At 61.0% G+C, this 15,837-nt stretch carries 8 protein-coding genes; 2 read left to right on the top strand and 6 right to left on the bottom strand.

From position 1 onward, the window contains the following. Positions 1 to 39: 39 nt before the first annotated feature. The 5 genes from SAS01S_RS22370 to SAS01S_RS02650 all read right to left on the bottom strand — a co-directional run bounded on the left by SAS01S_RS22370 (position 40) and on the right by SAS01S_RS02650 (position 11,083). Positions 40 to 618, bottom strand: a complete 579-nt coding sequence (locus SAS01S_RS22370) for a hypothetical protein (protein ID WP_157082643.1) — start codon at positions 616 to 618, stop codon at positions 40 to 42. A 10-nt stretch (positions 619 to 628) separates the two neighbouring features. Continuing rightward, positions 629 to 4,849: an RHS repeat-associated core domain-containing protein gene (locus SAS01S_RS22075; RefSeq protein WP_084238434.1), complete on the bottom strand. Its 4,221-nt coding sequence runs from the start codon at positions 4,847 to 4,849 to the stop codon at positions 629 to 631. A gap of 197 nt (positions 4,850 to 5,046) precedes the next feature. Beyond that, a complete protein-coding gene (locus tag SAS01S_RS22365) occupies positions 5,047 to 5,259 on the bottom strand; it encodes an RHS repeat domain-containing protein (protein ID WP_157082642.1) in 213 nt (70 codons plus the stop codon). A 231-nt stretch (positions 5,260 to 5,490) separates the two neighbouring features. Continuing rightward, the gene (locus SAS01S_RS02655; RefSeq protein ID WP_066804393.1) at positions 5,491 to 8,682 is read right to left on the bottom strand and encodes a TonB-dependent receptor; all 3,192 of its coding nucleotides are present in this window, start codon (positions 8,680 to 8,682) and stop codon (positions 5,491 to 5,493) included. Positions 8,683 to 8,827: 145 nt separating this feature from the next. Further along, positions 8,828 to 11,083, bottom strand: a complete 2,256-nt coding sequence (locus SAS01S_RS02650) for a beta-glucosidase (RefSeq protein WP_066804391.1) — start codon at positions 11,081 to 11,083, stop codon at positions 8,828 to 8,830. Between the two features lie 268 nt (positions 11,084 to 11,351). On the opposite strand from SAS01S_RS02650, the gene SAS01S_RS02645 reads away from it, so the two are divergent. Together SAS01S_RS02645 and SAS01S_RS02640 are read left to right on the top strand one after the other, a co-directional pair. Continuing rightward, positions 11,352 to 13,838: a glycoside hydrolase family 3 N-terminal domain-containing protein gene (locus SAS01S_RS02645; protein WP_066804389.1), complete on the top strand. Its 2,487-nt coding sequence runs from the start codon at positions 11,352 to 11,354 to the stop codon at positions 13,836 to 13,838. 126 nt (positions 13,839 to 13,964) lie between these two features. Beyond that, a complete protein-coding gene (locus tag SAS01S_RS02640; protein WP_066804487.1) occupies positions 13,965 to 14,984 on the top strand; it encodes a LacI family DNA-binding transcriptional regulator in 1,020 nt (339 codons plus the stop codon). On the opposite strand, the gene SAS01S_RS02635 is transcribed toward SAS01S_RS02640, so the two are convergent. Next, positions 14,944 to 15,810, bottom strand: a complete 867-nt coding sequence (locus SAS01S_RS02635) for a LysR family transcriptional regulator (RefSeq protein WP_218016237.1) — start codon at positions 15,808 to 15,810, stop codon at positions 14,944 to 14,946. The genes SAS01S_RS02640 and SAS01S_RS02635 overlap by 41 nt on opposite strands. Positions 15,811 to 15,837: the final 27 nt, after the last annotated feature.

The raw sequence follows: 15,837 nt of genomic DNA, 5'->3' as shown, positions 1-15,837 counted from the left end.
CAAGTCTGCCTTGTCACGAACTATCATATCGAAATTCAATTAAAAACAGCTATTATGGTAATACCATTTTGGTTTATAGGAATCTTCAACTACATATGAAGTAACGTTAGCCATTTTTCTATGAGTATAGGCGGATAGCGTATAAGATTTAATCTTATCTCCTTTTATACTTATATCTGACACGCTTATTATCAGCTCAAGACCCCTTAGTCCAAAATACCGGCGGCGTCCAAACAACGCATCTCTCGCACATCCATCCTTTAACGCAGAAGCCAAAAATCGGCCCCTATTATTCCAATCAGATGACGGATCACGTGACAAAAGATTATCCCCTATACCACCGTCTCTGACTGAGAATAAATAGCACTGGGCCACTCCAGAGAAGCTTATTGACTTTGATTTTTGATAGAAAGGAGTTCCACACACTATCCTGTAGGCATCCTTCCCATTCACATCTTTAACGATCCTATCGAACCCAACAGCATCTTTATCCGCGTCATTAACTCTCATGGAAAATATGCTGCTTGAAATGATAGGCCACGCATGATCATTGCGCGCGGCCGTTAATACCAAAAATACCGGCATCGCTGCAGCCAAAATTACGCTGTATCTATTCACGTTTGCCTCTTCACTTCGCGGTCGGGCACTGTGCGAGAGCAGGGACGGAGAAATCAATCAATTGAACCCCGCCGTCATCGCTCGCGCTAGGTAGCTCAATAATAACCGTGCCCGGATATTCTGATTGCAACGCGTCGCGTACATTCATGCCTGCAATGGGGGATTTTCCTCCAATGATATCTGTAACGCCGGTAAATAGATCCGGAAGGAGATTATCGATTACCGGAAGCCCGGTCACTGTTCTACCGGATATCTGAGCCCTATAGGTATTTAGCATAGCCCGCCCTCCGAATTGGCTGTCGATGACGGCGGCGGAACCGGCCGCGACCGGCACGGGTGCATTTGGTGTACTAAAACCACCGGGCTTACCGATGAACGATGCATTTCCCTTTAAGACGCGGGTTAAGGTAGGCCCACAATCCTTGTTCACGCCTAGCCCCGGCGTAGGTAGCGGGGGCGCAGGTTGCCCTCGGCCATTGCTTTCTGGCGTTCCCGGAAAGCGCCACGGGCTATCACCAAAGCCCTGCGCACAGTCTCCACGATCTGCGCAGGTTTGAACGCCATGGATCTCAGGGGGGGGGCCGTTCCATACGCCATCAGTTCCTGACGGATCCCTGCCATTCACCGGGTCGCTCTTGGCATAATTATACCAGTTCATTCCATCACCATAGCCGATGGGATCGGTCTGCATGAACCGGCCAAGCGTCGGCGAATACATTCGCGCCTTGTAGTAATAGAGGCCCACCTCTGGCAGCCAGGTTTGACCAGTATATTGGAACCGCCCCTGGTTGCCCGCGGCAGGGATGCCATATTCATCATAAGTATTGATGCTGGTGGCGCTGCCGCTGGCATTAGTAACAGCCACCACAGAGCCGCGCTCATCAGCTACGAACCAACGTTTGTCGGTCGTGCCCGGGCCTTCGTACCAAACTAGCGGCTCGTCTGTACCGGCGCCGTAAACATAGCGGCGCTGCGGGTTGGCCGACACACCCCACAGATACTCTCCGACGATGTTGCCGCCGTCACTGGCGAACCGGGGATAAGTGGATGAGAGGTTGTACCCCTGCAGCTCGTCGAGCGAGCCATATTCCAGAGTGCTGGCGGCACCATTGGTAGTAATGAGGTGGTTGACCGCATCATATCCATAGGTCGAGCTGCCGGAAGCGTTGAGATTGCCCCGCCCGTCATAGCCCAGATTCACGCTGCCCGACGCGGTGTATTGGTTGAGCCCGTTCGCTGTGTAGGGGCGGTTGACGTTCACGCTCCCCGTCCAGCCATAAGCTGTGTTCGCGCTTAGACGCGACACGATCTGACCCGCAGGATTGTAGCCGAAGGTGATCGCATTGTCCTGACCACTCGCGGTCGGATTGCAGTCGAGCGTGCCGCCGCCGGCGAGATCGAGCCGCAGGCAGGTCAAGCGCGATACGCCGTCATAGCTATAGTACGTCGCCACACCGTTGCCCCGCGTCAGGCTCGTGCGGCGTCCTAGATCGTCATAACCGTAGGTGGCGAGCGTCGTTACCCCATTCTCAAGGACGGTCGTCATCTCGTTCAATGGGTTATAATTGTAACTGACGTAGAGCCCATCGGGCCAAGTTACTCGCGTGCGGCGGCCGGCGGCATCGTACTGATAATTGAGCGTCGTGTAAGGCTGCACGCGCGAGGTCAACCGACCGAGCGCATCGTAGCCGAGCGTTTCGGGCGAGCTGCCGCCCGCCCAGCTCGAGCTGGTCAGCTGGCCGAAGAGATTATAGCCATATTGCCGGCTCAGCGAACCATTCTCCGTGCGCGACGTCACGCGGTTGAGATTGTCGATCGCGAAGGCAATCGTGCCGCCATCGCGCAGCCGCTTGTTCGTAACGTTACCGTTGGCGTCATAGGTGAACTGCTCATAGTCGGTCGTCGAACTGACGCCCGAGCCTTTGGTGGTCGAGGGGTATTGAGTTTTCACCAGCCGGTTGAACCCGTCATAGGTATAACTGGTCTTGTTACCCTCTGCATCCGTCACAGATGATACCTGCCCGTTCCCGGTATAGGCTGTCACCTCGGTTGAAGCCTCTGGCGTTCCGTACCCGGACGTGACGTTGGTCAGCTGTCCTGCCGCATCATACGTGGTCCGAACGATGCGGTCCGAGCCGAAACTTCCCGACTGAGCCGTGCAAGCATCCGTGGTAAGGGACGACCATCCGCTCGGGTTCATCCTGGTGGTAGAACACTGCAACCTGCCGAAGGTGTCGTCATAGCTAAATTGAGCAATGGAATAAACAGTCCCGCCCGCTGATTTGGTATCGCGAAGGGGCCTGCCGGCCGAATCAAAATCGAAATCTTCGGTCTGCGCGATGGTAAAATTGGATAGCCCGGATGCATTTAGCCCATCGGCCGTGCCGATCTCGGTTTTGGAGATCTTCTCGAGGCCATTGTAGGTGAGGCGGACAGCTCTAGCCTTGGCTGGGCCGGCACCGTCCGGATCAGGCGAAAGGATCGCGACCGGCCTGCGGCTAAAACTGAATTTGCTAAGCGTCGTATCCGCTGATCCCGCAAGCGGACCATCCGCGGATATCCGGTTCCCGACATCGTCGTAGGTGAAGGTCTGCGTTGAACTCACCGACCCGTCACCGGCCGAAACGGTAAGGGACGTGACAAGGAGATTGCGACCGTAGGTATAACTGGTTTTGGTTTCGTCTGCGGTCCCAACGCAGGTGGACGTGGTGCGGCATCGCGAGACGGTCGACAGGACATAGACGCCCGAAGAACTCGAGCTGCCATTTTGATCCAACTGAACGTAGCTAAAGCGCGTCTGCGGACGTACGCCACCGACTGCTGCGGCCGGCAGGGTAACAGTCAGCACTCCACCATGCGTGGGATCATAGGTGTAATCGGTGACGTTGCCCTTAGCGTCCGTCGTCGACGAAGGCTTGTTGCATGTGAGGGGATTGGCGCACGAGGTCGGATAGGATGCGGAGGCCTCGACAAACGGACTTTGACCAGATGCCGGTTTAGGAGTGTACGTTACAGAAGTAAGATTTCCCCTCGCGTCGTACGCGTATTCTCTGTAATCCAACTCCGGATATGTTACCCTCGATATCAGATTATTCGCATTGTAAGAATATGATGTCTTTCGACCTATCGCATCCGTGTAGGACAGAACAAGCTTTTTTGATATATCTATTGTATAAATTTTGGATGAACTTCCAGTTGTTGCAGTAACGGTCCGCGTGCCAGTCGAATCGACGTACGTATAGTTCGTAATATAATATTGAAACAAATCTGAGTAGCCGGTATTCGGATTTGTGTGTGTGTCGTATTTTGTAATCGACGTTACGGCGTAAGCACTGTCAATAAATGTGCTGCCATATCCGATCGAAGTCGCCGCTAAACTTGATCCCGGCGGGGTTACCGACGCGATTCGGCCCGTTGAATCCATCGAAAAGCTTGTATTGTTTCCATCGCTATCGGCGTAAGCCGTACCTGTCTGAGTCAACGAACCTGTCGCCAATCTCGGGTATTTTCTCTGGTTATTTAGATCGAGGTTGCACATGTTGACGGTGACGTCGCACGGATCAGCGAGCTGATTCATGTCGTCAATCATTATCGCGTATTGCCATTTAGGAATATCAGTCAGGTTATACAGCGCATTCCCCTGATAGGTAATCTTAGCATGATATCCTGTATTGCTCGTCACGGACTGTGGTCTGTAAGCGGTATGACCGCTTATCGAAGCTGAGCTATAATAATATGTAAGTACTTTCCCATTGGGATAAGTGACGGAGCTCAGACCGAGGTAATTCTGGCCGTCGATCGGCGACGGGCCTCCGAATACGTATTTCGTCCCGTCGGGCGCCGTGAGGGTGTTGGATGAAAGCGTAAAGCCATCAAGCGTAACCGGCGTATAACCGCCTCCCACGATATTAAAAACGTGGGTCCGACCGTCGACGACTGCGCTTACAGTGCCTGTACCACCAGTCGTGGTGAGATAACCGACCAGCGTATCGGTGTAGTTTTTCCCGATGATCGTTCTCGTCTCGGAAATACCCGTTGCCGGGTCTCCAACCACGATTGGCTCGGTCGTGTACGTGAACTGACCGGTCGAGACGTTGACACCATTTTCGTCGATGGGACTTTGTACCGGCGGAGGCGTGGTGAGAATAGTTTGTGCGAACGCTGGCCGACAAATTGCGGAGCCCGTCATTAATGTTAGGAGTGTCGCTGCACGTCGCACATTGTTGGCCATAAACTCTCCTAAGGTTCGAGTTCTTCGGGACACGCATCGCGATCTCAGGCCCGCACAGGCGCACGACCCCTCGAACCGGCAGATACATGCCGGCGAGAGCCAAATCGTTTTGATCTATTGCACTCAGGCCCTGCCCAAATCGCAGACCTATTGGAGCTTGCGCCGGTCGCACGCACCGGCCGACAGAGGCATTTGCCTTACGGCGCGCCAGTGACCTTCACATTTGTGCGGTTGTCGGCATGATCATGTGAATATTCGGTGGTCACACCGTTATTCACCGAGCCGGTATGGACGACTTTGATCAAGCGACCTTTGGCATCATAGGTGTAGGTGACGGTTTCCGCCGCCCAAGCGCCCGCTGCCCAGAACACAACGCACGATGCGATTGCTGAAGCTAATATGCGCTTCATTCTCGCCTCCCTGTTATAAGTCGGCCCCTCCGACTCATGGGCCGATCATGCTCCCCAAACGGGCAGTTCGTCAATGATTCTTAGGTAGTTACCGCCATATTGGGCTCAATTTTTTGAGCGCCGGCTCGGTCTATAGGAAGGCGCTTTGGAGAAGGCAGCAATTACTCGACGATCTCTTTTTGATGTCGCCCGAAACTACTGCCTTCTCCCTCTTCAACGCATGATGGCAGTTTAGAACTTGAAGCGCGCACCGACCAGATAGCGGGCCGACCCTTCGGCCAGATACCAGGTGTTGCTCGGATCGCGGCCATAGGTCCGGACACCTTCCTCGGTGAGGTTGATGCCTTCGAAGCTGACCGCGATGTTCTTGGTGATGTCGTAGCTGACGTTGAGGTCGAGCTGACCATAAGGCGCGGTGTACACCGGGTTGTGATAGCTGTCACGGTTGAGCTGGCTCAGGAACTTGGCGCGCCAGTTATAAGCCAGGCGGGCCGATATCCCGTACTTCTCATAGATCAACGTGACGTTGGCGGTGTCCGACAGACCGACCAGCGCGAACTGGTCGACATTGGGATTGGCTGCCACGTCGATGCCAACATCGCCGCGCACCAGGGTATAGCTGGCGGCGAGGCCGAAACCGGTCCGACCGAAGAAATACTGGCCGGCGATCTCGACGCCGTAAATCTCCGCGTCCTTGTTGTTGATCGGCGTGTTGACCGAGAAGTTGAACAGCGGGTCGTTGGCGTCGGCAAGGATGTCGACTGCCCCCAGCGTCTGGTCGACGAAAGGCTGATCGAGTGCACCATTGTGATAGTTCGCCTGGAACGCTGCATTCGCCGCCGCCACGTTGCCGTTATTCTGCTGCAACAAAGCGGTATAGGTGAACAGGTTCACGTCGGTGATGCCGGCGTGCAGCGCATTGGTCAGCTGGTCCTTGGCTATACCCGAACGCGTGCCGGGAGCGGCCGATGTCGGATCTCGCAAACCGAACAGGTTGCGATTGACCAACGTGTTGCCGATGAAGTTGTGCACGCGCTTGTCGAAGAAGCCGACCGAGAAATAGCTGTCCTTGTTCGGATACCATTCGAGCGAGACGTCGAAGTTATCCGAGTCGAGCGGATTGAGATCGGTATTGTTGGCAAAACCCGTCGCGGTACCACCGATCGCGGTCGGACGCGGCGGCGCACCGACAGTGGTCGAGGCGAACAAGCTGCCATAGGGAGCGCGCGCGATCGTCTTCGAGTAAGAGAAGCGCCCCTTCAGCTTGTCGGTGAAGCCGATCGAGAAATCCATCGACGGCAACAGATTGTTGTAGCTGCCCTTCGATGTCAGCGCTTGACGGTCGGCCGAGTTGAGGATGTTGAAGTCGTTGTCCGCCTGCCAGACGATCGCGAGCGGGACGGGCTGCAGCGACTGGGCCGTTACCTTGGTGCTTTCGAACCGGGCGCCGGCGACGAGCTGCGCCTGCATGTTGCCGATCGTGCCGTTCCAGGTGACCTGGCCATAGACCGACCAGATGCTTTCCTTGACGCGGTTGAAACTGTTGGCGTCGATATTGTTCTGGTGGCCCACGCCGTCATTCGTGATGCCGATATAATGCTGGTACAGCGTGTTGTAGAGCTTGGTCGCGTCCTCCGTACGCCAGGCGACCAAAGTATTGGCGTCGGCGTTCGGGTTGTTGTGGGTGAACTGGCACGCCGTGCAGAACTGGAACACCTGCCCCGGCGCCACGGCATTGATCTCGGGCGGCAGTGAATTGCCCCAGTCGCCGAGGACCTGACGCGTATTATACTGGGTCTGCAGCGTGTTGGTGGTGCGATAGCCGCCGCCGAAATCGAACTTGCTGCCACCGCCCAGATCCCAGGTGCCGTCGAGCCGCAGTTCCTTGATGCGCTGCGACTGGGTCGAGGCGAATTGGCGCTGGATCGCGCCCGACAGATCGCCGGCATCGAGCTTGTTGTTACAATTGCCCTTGAAGAACGGCGTGTGGTTCGGGGTTTGGCTCGGCGCGCAGTCGTTGAAGGTCAACGTCTGTTGCGGGAACCCGCCCGGGGTGGTGGTGAGCGAGTGCGAGGTCACGACCGGCAGGTTGAACGCGACCGTGGTCGAGGTCTGGCCATTGGGATTGTCCGGCAGGCTTTCGGCCTTGCCGAGATGCCCGTCGAGCACGAACTTCAGACGATCGGTCGCCTGCCAGTCGATATTCAGACCGACATCCCACAAACGGTTCTTCTGTGCGCGATAGGCTTGCTCGAACGCCTCATCCTTCACGCCGTTGATGGTTTCGTGAAGGTAGGAGGTCGTCGCGACACCGTTGGACGCGTCGTCGAACGTCACCTCGTCGAACGGACGGTTGAACCAGTTGGACTGGGTCGAACGGCGCTCGGATGCCCGAAGCTGCGCATACATACCGTCGGCAGTGATGGTCAGCCCGTCGGTCGGCCGGAATTGCAGCATCGCCTGACCGTTCAACCGCTCGCGACTGTCCTCGGAGAAATGATAGCGGCTGTCATTGGGCACCGAGACCAGGACGTTCGGATTGGTCGGCACGTTGTTGAGCTTGGTCGAGCCGTTGACGAAGCCATTGTTGGTATTGAGGAAATCCGACAAGGTCCGGATGTTCCAGTCGTCGCTCGCCACGGTCGGGACGCTGAAGTTGCGCTTCTGATAGCTGCCGAACAGCGAGACGCCGACCTTCTGATCCTTGTCGCTCCAGCTGAGCAGGCCGGAAACTTCCGGCGTCACGTGACTACCGCAGCTGATGCAGTCGTCGGCGCTGGTATCGTAGCTGGCCTTCGCGCCGATCGTGCCGGTGAACCCACTTTCCCGCGCATCGAGCGGGCGCCGGGTGACGACGTTGATCGCGGCGCCGATGCCGCCCGACGGAACCGCGGCGCGACCAGTCTTGTAGACTTCGAGCGTCTTGACCCCTTCCGCGGCGAGGTTCGCGAAGTCGAACGACCGACCGAAGCCGCCCGCGCCGTCGCCACCCTGGTCGCCGCCTACCGAGACGATATTCGATGTGGCGAGCTGGCGGCCGTTCAACGTGACAAGGTTATATTGTGCGCCGAACCCGCGGACAGTGACGGTCGAGCCTTCGCCATTGACGCGGTCGATCGACACGCCAGTGATGCGCTGGAGCGATTCAGCCAGGTTCGTGTTGGGGAATTTGCCGATATCCTCGGCCGAGATGGCGTCGACGATACCGTTGGAATTGCGCTTGATCGCGATCGAGCGCTCGAGCGATGCGCGAACCCCGGTGACGACGATGTCACCGCTCGCTGCGGCCTGATCGTCGGCCGGTGCCGGCGGCGCCGCGTCAGGCGCGGCCGTTTGCGGTTGAGCCTGAGCGGCAGCCACGCCCGGCGCTGCAAGCCCGACCGCAAGTGCCAGCGCAGACGCAGAAATTCTCAATGTCCTCATGCCCCAGATCCTCCCTACCTGGCCGGCATCTTCCCATGCCGACACGACTATTGATGTTAAGCGATGTGCTCTCGCCTCGACTGTCTTCGTATCGAGTCCGACATCGATGTCAATATCGGACAAAGCCCAATTCGGATCGTTCAGTTTAGCGTTGCGCCAAGGCAACACTGGTCGATTGCAGCGGATGCGCAGCGTCGGTTGCCAAGGTCAGTTTGTAACTACCGGCAGCCTGCCGCCACCGTCCGCCTTGCCAGCGCGCCAGCACGCGCGGATCGGCCGCGATCGTTACGGTTCGCGTCTCGCGCGGCGCCAGTGCTTCGCGGCTCCATCCGGCGAGTCGCAGCGGACTGCCATCCGGTAATGTGACGTAGAGCTGCGGCACGGCGACGGTCGCGCGGCCACTTTGATTGGTGATCGCAACCGTCACGCTGGGCTTGGCCCCGCCGGTGAAGCGGGCCTTGGCATAGCTCACTCTGGCATAATTGAGGCCATAGCCGAACGCGAACAGCGGCTGGCTGCTCTGCGCTGCATACCGACGGTAACCGACATTGGCGCCTTCCTTATAGTCGACATCGAACGATGCGACCGGCTCGGCGGTCCCCGAACCGGCATTGCTCGCGGCGTCGTTCTTCAGGCTTTCCAAGCCGATAGGCCCGGGGCGCGGCAACTGCGTCGACGCGCGCGGGAACGTCATCGGCAAGCGTCCGACCGCGTCGACATCGCCGAACAGGACGCGCGCCATCGCTTCGCCGCCGCGCTGGCCGGAATACCAAGCCTCGACCACTGCCGGCACGCGGTCGATCCACGGCATCAGCACTGGGCCGCCAGTCTCAAGCACTACCACCGTCTTCGCCTGGGCCGCGGCGACCGCGTCGATCAGCGCATCCTGATTGTCGGGCAGCGCGATGTCGCGATTATCCTCGGCCTCGGTCGCCCATTGCGTGGCGAAGACGATCGCGATGTCGGCGTCGCGCGCCGCCGCCGCCGCGGCGGCGGGATCCTTGCCGTCGACATAGGAAATCTGCGCGCCCGGCGCGATCGCCCGGATCGCCTTGAGCGGCGAGGAATTGTGATAGGTCACGCGCACGAACGACGCCGCCGCACCCGAGGTCAGCGGGATTTCGATCGGCACGCCGCCGACCGAACGCACCTGGCTCGACCCGCCGCCCGACAGCACGCCGACATCGGCATGGCCGCCGATCAGCACGATCTTCTGCGCGCGTTTCGCCAGCGGCAGGACATTGCCCTGGTTCTTGAGCAAGACCATCGAGGCCTCGGCCACATGCTGCGCAACCGCGGCGTGCGCCGGATAGTCGATCGGCTGCACCGCCGCCGGCGACGGATCGTCGTAAAGGCCGCTGGCGATCACGCCGGTGAGGATGCGCCGCACCATCTCGTCGAGGCGCGCCACGGGGATCGTGCCGTTCGCGACCGCGGCGGCGAACGGCGCGCCGAAATAGATTTGCTTGTCAAGTTCCTGGCCCGATTCCTGGTCAAGGCCCGCCATCGCCGCCTTGACGGTCGAATGGACTCCGCCCCAGTCCGACATCACCCAGCCGGGATATTTCCAGTCGTCGCGCAGGACCTTGGTCAGCAGGAAGCGGTTCTCGCACGCCCAGTCGCCGTTGACCTTGTTATAGGCGCACATCACCGAGCCGGGGCGGCCGTCCTTCACCGCGATTTCGAAGGCGAGAAGGTCGCTCTCGCGCAATGCCGCCTCGTCGATCCGCGCGTTCAGTATGGTGCGGCCCGTCTCCTGCGCGTTGAGCGCGAAATGCTTGACGGTCGAGACAATGTGGTTTGATTCGACCCCGCGCACCGCGGCCGCGACGAGCGTGCCGGCAAGCAGGGGGTCTTCCCCCAGATACTCGAAATTACGCCCATTCCAGGCATCACGGGTCAGGTTGACCCCGCCGGCGAGCAGGACGTTGAAGGTCTTGGCGCGCGCTTCCGCGCCGGCCATCGCTCCACCGGCATAAGCCAGTTTGGGATCGAAGGTCGCCGCGGTGGCGAGACCCGAGGGCAAAGCCGTCGCGACGTCGTCGGTGCGCAGATTCATCTGGTTGGCGACGCCCAGACTGGCATCGCTCTCCCGCAGAGTCGGGATGCCGAGCCGCGGCACGCCTGGCACATAGCCGGCCGAGGGGACCATGTCGGCCGGGCGGGGCTCGATCTTGTTGGGGAAGAGCCCATGGATATAGGTCAGCTTCTCCTTGAGCGTCATCGCCTTGAGCAACGCTGCGGCGCGCGCCGCTGCCGACAAGTTCTTGTTGCGCCAGGGTTCTGCGACGCGATTCGACTCGGCGGCGGCGGGCTTCTGTGCGGCTTCACGCGCAGCGAGTGCTGCAGGCAGGCTGACGGTACCGATGCAGATCAAGGCACCGAACAGACGAGACTTCATCGCGGATTCCTCAATCGAAATGATAAAAAAAAGCGGCCGCCACAGCTTGCAGCGGCCGCTAGCCCGCCGGCGCAAAGCGCGGCGGGGGGAGGATTCGAGTCTCGGAAAATGGGGGAAGCGAGCACGTCGAACGGCAGAGCTCGCGCGGCGGTGATCATCCCTCTCCCCTTGTTCGGTTTTTCCGAAATGCTTGACGTTGATCGCCAAGACCGACATCGATGTCAATGAGTTTCGGCGAACGGCGCCTGCAGAATGATAAGGGGTGGAGATGATTCGTAGGGGAGCGCCGTTGGCCGGCCTAGCCATGGCCGCTTTTGCATTTGGCGTGCCCGCGTCGGGGCAGACAGCATCGCCCGCACCCGCTGACACCTCTCCCGCTACCCCATCCAGCGTCGCGAACCCGGCGACCTGGCCCGCGATCAGATCGCCGGTGCGCGAAGATCCGGCCATCGAAGGCAAGATCACTCAGCTGATCGCCCGCATGTCGCTCGAACAAAAGGTCGGCCAAATCGTGCAAGGCGACATCGCCTCGATCACGCCCGACGATGTCCGCAAATATCAGCTCGGCTCGGTGTTCAACGGCGGCAACTCCGACCCGGGCGGGAAATATAACGCCCCCGCCAAGGACTGGCTCGCGCTGGCCGATGCCTTTTGGGATGCGTCGACCAGCGACGATCCCAATTTGCCACGCATCCCGGCGATTTGGGGGATCGACGCGGTGCACGGCCATTCGAACATCGTCGGCGCGACACTGTTCCCGCACAATGTCGGGCTCGGCGCGATGCGCGATCCCGCACTGATGCGGCGGATCGGTGAAGTGACCGCGGTCGAGATGCGGGTGACCGGGATCGATTGGACCTTTGCGCCGACCATCGCCGTGGTCCGCGACGACCGCTGGGGCCGCAGCTATGAAGGGTTCGGCGAAGTCCCCGAGATCGCCGCCAGCTATGCCGGCGCTTTGGTCAAGGGGTTGCAGGGCAAGGTCGGCGCCAGGGACTGGCTGAAGGGTCCTCACGTGATCGCCACCGCCAAGCATTTCCTCGGCGACGGGGGCACCAGGGACGGCAAGGACCAGGGCAACGCCCAGGTGACCGAAGCTCAGCTCCGCGACCTGTTCGCGCCGCCCTACGAGGCCGCGATCAAGGCCGGCGTCCAATCGATCATGATCAGCTTTTCGAGCTGGAATGGCCGCAAGATGACCGGCAATCGCAGCCTGTTGACCGGAGTCGTCAAGGATCGCTGGAACTTCGACGGCTTCTTGGTCAGCGACTGGAACGCGCATGCCCAGGTCGAAGGCTGCACCGCGTCCGACTGCCCTCAGGCGATCCTCGCCGGGCTCGACCTCTATATGGCGCCCGACAGCTGGAAAGGTATTTGGGAATCGACCCTGCGCGAGGTGAAGGCGGGGACGATCCCGATGAGCCGGCTCGACGACGCCGTGCGCCGCATCCTGCGGGTCAAGTTTCGCGCCGGCATCTTCGATGCGAAACGGCCGTCCGAACGCGCTTATGCCGGGCAATATGACCAGCTCGGTTCGCCCGATCATCGCGCGGTCGCGCGCCAGGCGGTGCGCGAATCGCTGGTGCTGCTGAAGAATGCGGGCTCGCTGCTGCCGCTGAAGGCCGGCGCCAATATTCTCGTCGCCGGCGATGGCGCCGATAACGTCGCCAAGCAGGCGGGCGGCTGGACATTGTCATGGCAGGGCACCGGCACCCTCCCCAGCGATTTCCCCAATGCCACCTCGATCTGGCGCGGCATCGAGAACGAGGTCAAGGCCGCCGGCGGCAAGGCCAGCCTGTCGGTCGACGGGCAGTTCGCGACGAAGCCGGACGCCGCGATCGTCGTCTTTGGCGAGAATCCCTATGCCGAATTCCAGGGCGACCGCAGCGACGTGGCGTTCGACGATCCCGCCACGGTCGACACTCTGGCGACGATGAAGCGGTTGAAGGCGGCGGGCGTGCCGGTGGTCGCGGTGTTCCTGTCGGGGCGCCCGCTCTGGGTGAACCCCTATCTCAACGCATCGGACGCGTTCGTCGCCGCCTGGCTGCCGGGATCGGAAGGAGAAGGCATCGCCGACCTGCTGTTCGGCAAGGCCGATTTCCGCGGGAAGCTGCCGTTCAGCTGGCCCAAGCGCCCCGATCAGGCGCCGCTCAATGTCGGCGATCCAGGCTACGACCCGCTCTTTGCCTATGGCTTCGGCCTCACCACGCGCGACAAGGGCGACCTCGCCGCGCTTCCGGAAGATCGCGGCACGCTGAAGGGCGACCGCAACGTCCTATTCGCGCGCGGCAAGCCGACCAATGGCCGCCGCTTCCTGTTCGGCACCGAAGCTGCGCTCGCGGCCGATCCGGATCCCGCCCTGATATCGGCGCGATCGGCCGACCGCGGGGCGCAGGAAGACTCGATCCGGATCGCCTGGACCGGCAAAGCGAGCGCGACGGCGGCCTTGATAGGCGAGCCGGTCGACTTGACGCGCGAGGCCAATGGCGACGTCGCGCTGGTGATCGACCTCAAGGTCGACGCGGCGCCGACCGCCCCGGTTCTGCTGGGCGGCAGGGACGTGACCGCGCGGCTAACGGCGCTGGCAGCTAGCAAGCAATGGGGTCAGATCGCCGTGCCCCTGCGCTGCCTTGTCGGCACGCCGCTCGACCGCGTCGCCCAGCCGCTTACGCTGACCACGGCAGGCCATCTCGACCTAACCGTCTCCGCCATCCGCTTCGCCTCGCCGCCGGAAGGGGTGGTCGATTGCCGCTGAGCGTCACCATTGCGGGTAACGTGAGACGGGCGGAATCGCCCTCATGACGTCCCGGCCTTGCTTCCGCGCCAATTGGTATTATCGCACGGCCTCATCGGCCGCTCGGCCGGCGGATATTTGCATGGCATGAAGACGGTCACCATCAAGGACGTCGCGGAACGCGCGGGCGTATCGCCCAAGACGGTGTCGCGCGTCATCAACGATGAAGTCCATGTCCGCCCCGAAGTGCGCGAACAGGTCATGCGGGTGGTCGCGGAACTCGATTACCGGCCCAATGCGTTCGCGCGCGGCCTGTCGAGCGCCAAGTCTTTCCTGATCGGGATGTTCTTCGACGATCCCGCATCGGTCTATGCCGCCGACCTGCAGCGCGGCGCGCTCATCCGCTGCCGCGCGCTCAGTCATCACTTGCTGATCGAACAGGTCGACCGCGTCCAGCCCGATTGGATGGCGCGGCTGGATGCCACCTTGCGGACGGTGAAGCTGGCCGGCGCGGTGCTCACCCCGCCGATCTGCGACTGGCCGGACCTGATCGACATGCTCGAGGCGAACGAGGTGCCGATCGTGCGGATCGCGCCGGGCGACGCGCTCGACCGCACGCCGCAAGTCCGGATGGACGACCGCGCCGCCGCGCGCGAAGTGACCGAGAAGCTGATCGCGCTCGGTCATCGCGATATCGGCTTCATCAAGGGCAATCCCACCCACAGCGCGACCGTGCGGCGGTGGGAAGGGTTTTGCGACGCCATTACCGCCGCCGGCATATCGATCCCGCCGAAACGCGTGTTACAAGGGGATTTCACGTTCCGCTCCGGCCTGATCGCGGCGGAGGCGATCCTGGGCGAGGGCGAGCCGCCGACCGCGATCTTCGCCAGCAATGACGAGATGGCGCTGGCCGCTTTGGTCGTCGCCATGCGCCACCAGATCGCGGTCCCCACTGCCTTGTCGATCGTCGGGTTCGACGATGCGCCGGTGTCGCGCATGGCCTGGCCGCAGCTCAGCACCGTGCGCCAACCCAATCCTGAAATGGCCGCGGCGGCGATCGACCTGCTGATCGGTCCGGGACAGCAGACCCGCGACGGGAGCGCCTGCGTCGAATTGCCCTATGAGTTCATCGAACGCGGGAGCCTCGCGGCGATTCCGCGTCATTAGGTTTCTGCTCGGCTGACAGGCGCGCGCTTTCCTGCAGCAGCACGGTCACCAGCCGCATGCGAACGCTTGAGCGTGACCAGACGATACCGATGCGCCGCCCGATCCGCCGCTCGGGCAGTTGCAGGCGGACGATGTCGATCCCCTCGGGCCAGGGCGGGGTCCAATCGGGGACGATCGACACGCCCAGTCCACGATCGACCATCATCGCGATCGCGTTCAGAGCGTTAAGCTCGAACCGCTCGCGCGGGACGATGCCGAGTTCGTTCAAATAGACTTCCGCCGACCGACCGCCCCATTGATTGCGGTCGTAGCGGATCAGCGGTTCCTCGCGCAGCAGGTCGAGCGGATCGCGATCGGCCAACGCGCGCGGCGCCAGCACGATCAACGGTTCCTCGCGCAACAACAGCCAGTCGCAGGTCTTGGGCAGCGGATAGGGTGCTTCGAGCACCAAAGCGGCATCGAGCTTACCCGCTTCGACATCGACGAAGAGTTGCGCCGAATTGCCCGACTGGATGTGGATGTTGACCTGGGGAAAGGTCTTGCTCACCGCGGCCAGGATGTCCGGCAGCAGCCCAGTCAGCGGCGTGGTGCAGGCGCCGAGCCACAACTCGCCGGTCACTTCGCCTTCCTGCGCGATCCCGCGCAGATCGGTCGCGTCGCGCAGCAGCTTGCGCGCCGGCGCCAGGACACGCGCGCCCTGTTCGGTCATCCGCATCGTCCGCCCGACGCGAAGCAGCAAGGGCGCGCCCATCTCTCGTTCGAGCGCGTGGAGCTGCTGGGCGACCGCCGACGCGCTGATGTTGAGCACGCGCGCCGCGGCGGCCATCGATCCCTGGTCGACGACCGTGACGAA

It is taken from the genome of Sphingomonas asaccharolytica NBRC 15499, from assembly GCF_001598355.1.
GTDB lineage: Bacteria > Pseudomonadota > Alphaproteobacteria > Sphingomonadales > Sphingomonadaceae > Sphingomonas > Sphingomonas asaccharolytica.
Note: the sequence above shows the minus strand (reverse complement) of the source record. Positions and strands in the feature narration are given on the sequence as shown.

What these genes read in the sequence shown, in the direction of transcription:
- SAS01S_RS02655 (WP_066804393.1), bottom strand. Translation starts at nt 8,682, where the DNA reads ATGAGGACATTGAGAATTTCTGCGTCTGCGCTGGCACTTGCGGTCGGG.
- SAS01S_RS02640 (WP_066804487.1), top strand. Translation starts at nt 13,965, where the DNA reads ATGAAGACGGTCACCATCAAGGACGTCGCGGAACGCGCGGGCGTATCG.
- SAS01S_RS02635 (WP_218016237.1), bottom strand. Translation starts at nt 15,810, where the DNA reads ATGGCCGCCGCGGCGCGCGTGCTCAACATCAGCGCGTCGGCGGTCGCC.
- SAS01S_RS22365 (WP_157082642.1), bottom strand. Translation starts at nt 5,259, where the DNA reads ATGAAGCGCATATTAGCTTCAGCAATCGCATCGTGCGTTGTGTTCTGG.
- SAS01S_RS22075 (WP_084238434.1), bottom strand. Translation starts at nt 4,849, where the DNA reads ATGGCCAACAATGTGCGACGTGCAGCGACACTCCTAACATTAATGACG.
- SAS01S_RS02645 (WP_066804389.1), top strand. Translation starts at nt 11,352, where the DNA reads ATGATTCGTAGGGGAGCGCCGTTGGCCGGCCTAGCCATGGCCGCTTTT.
- SAS01S_RS02650 (WP_066804391.1), bottom strand. Translation starts at nt 11,083, where the DNA reads ATGAAGTCTCGTCTGTTCGGTGCCTTGATCTGCATCGGTACCGTCAGC.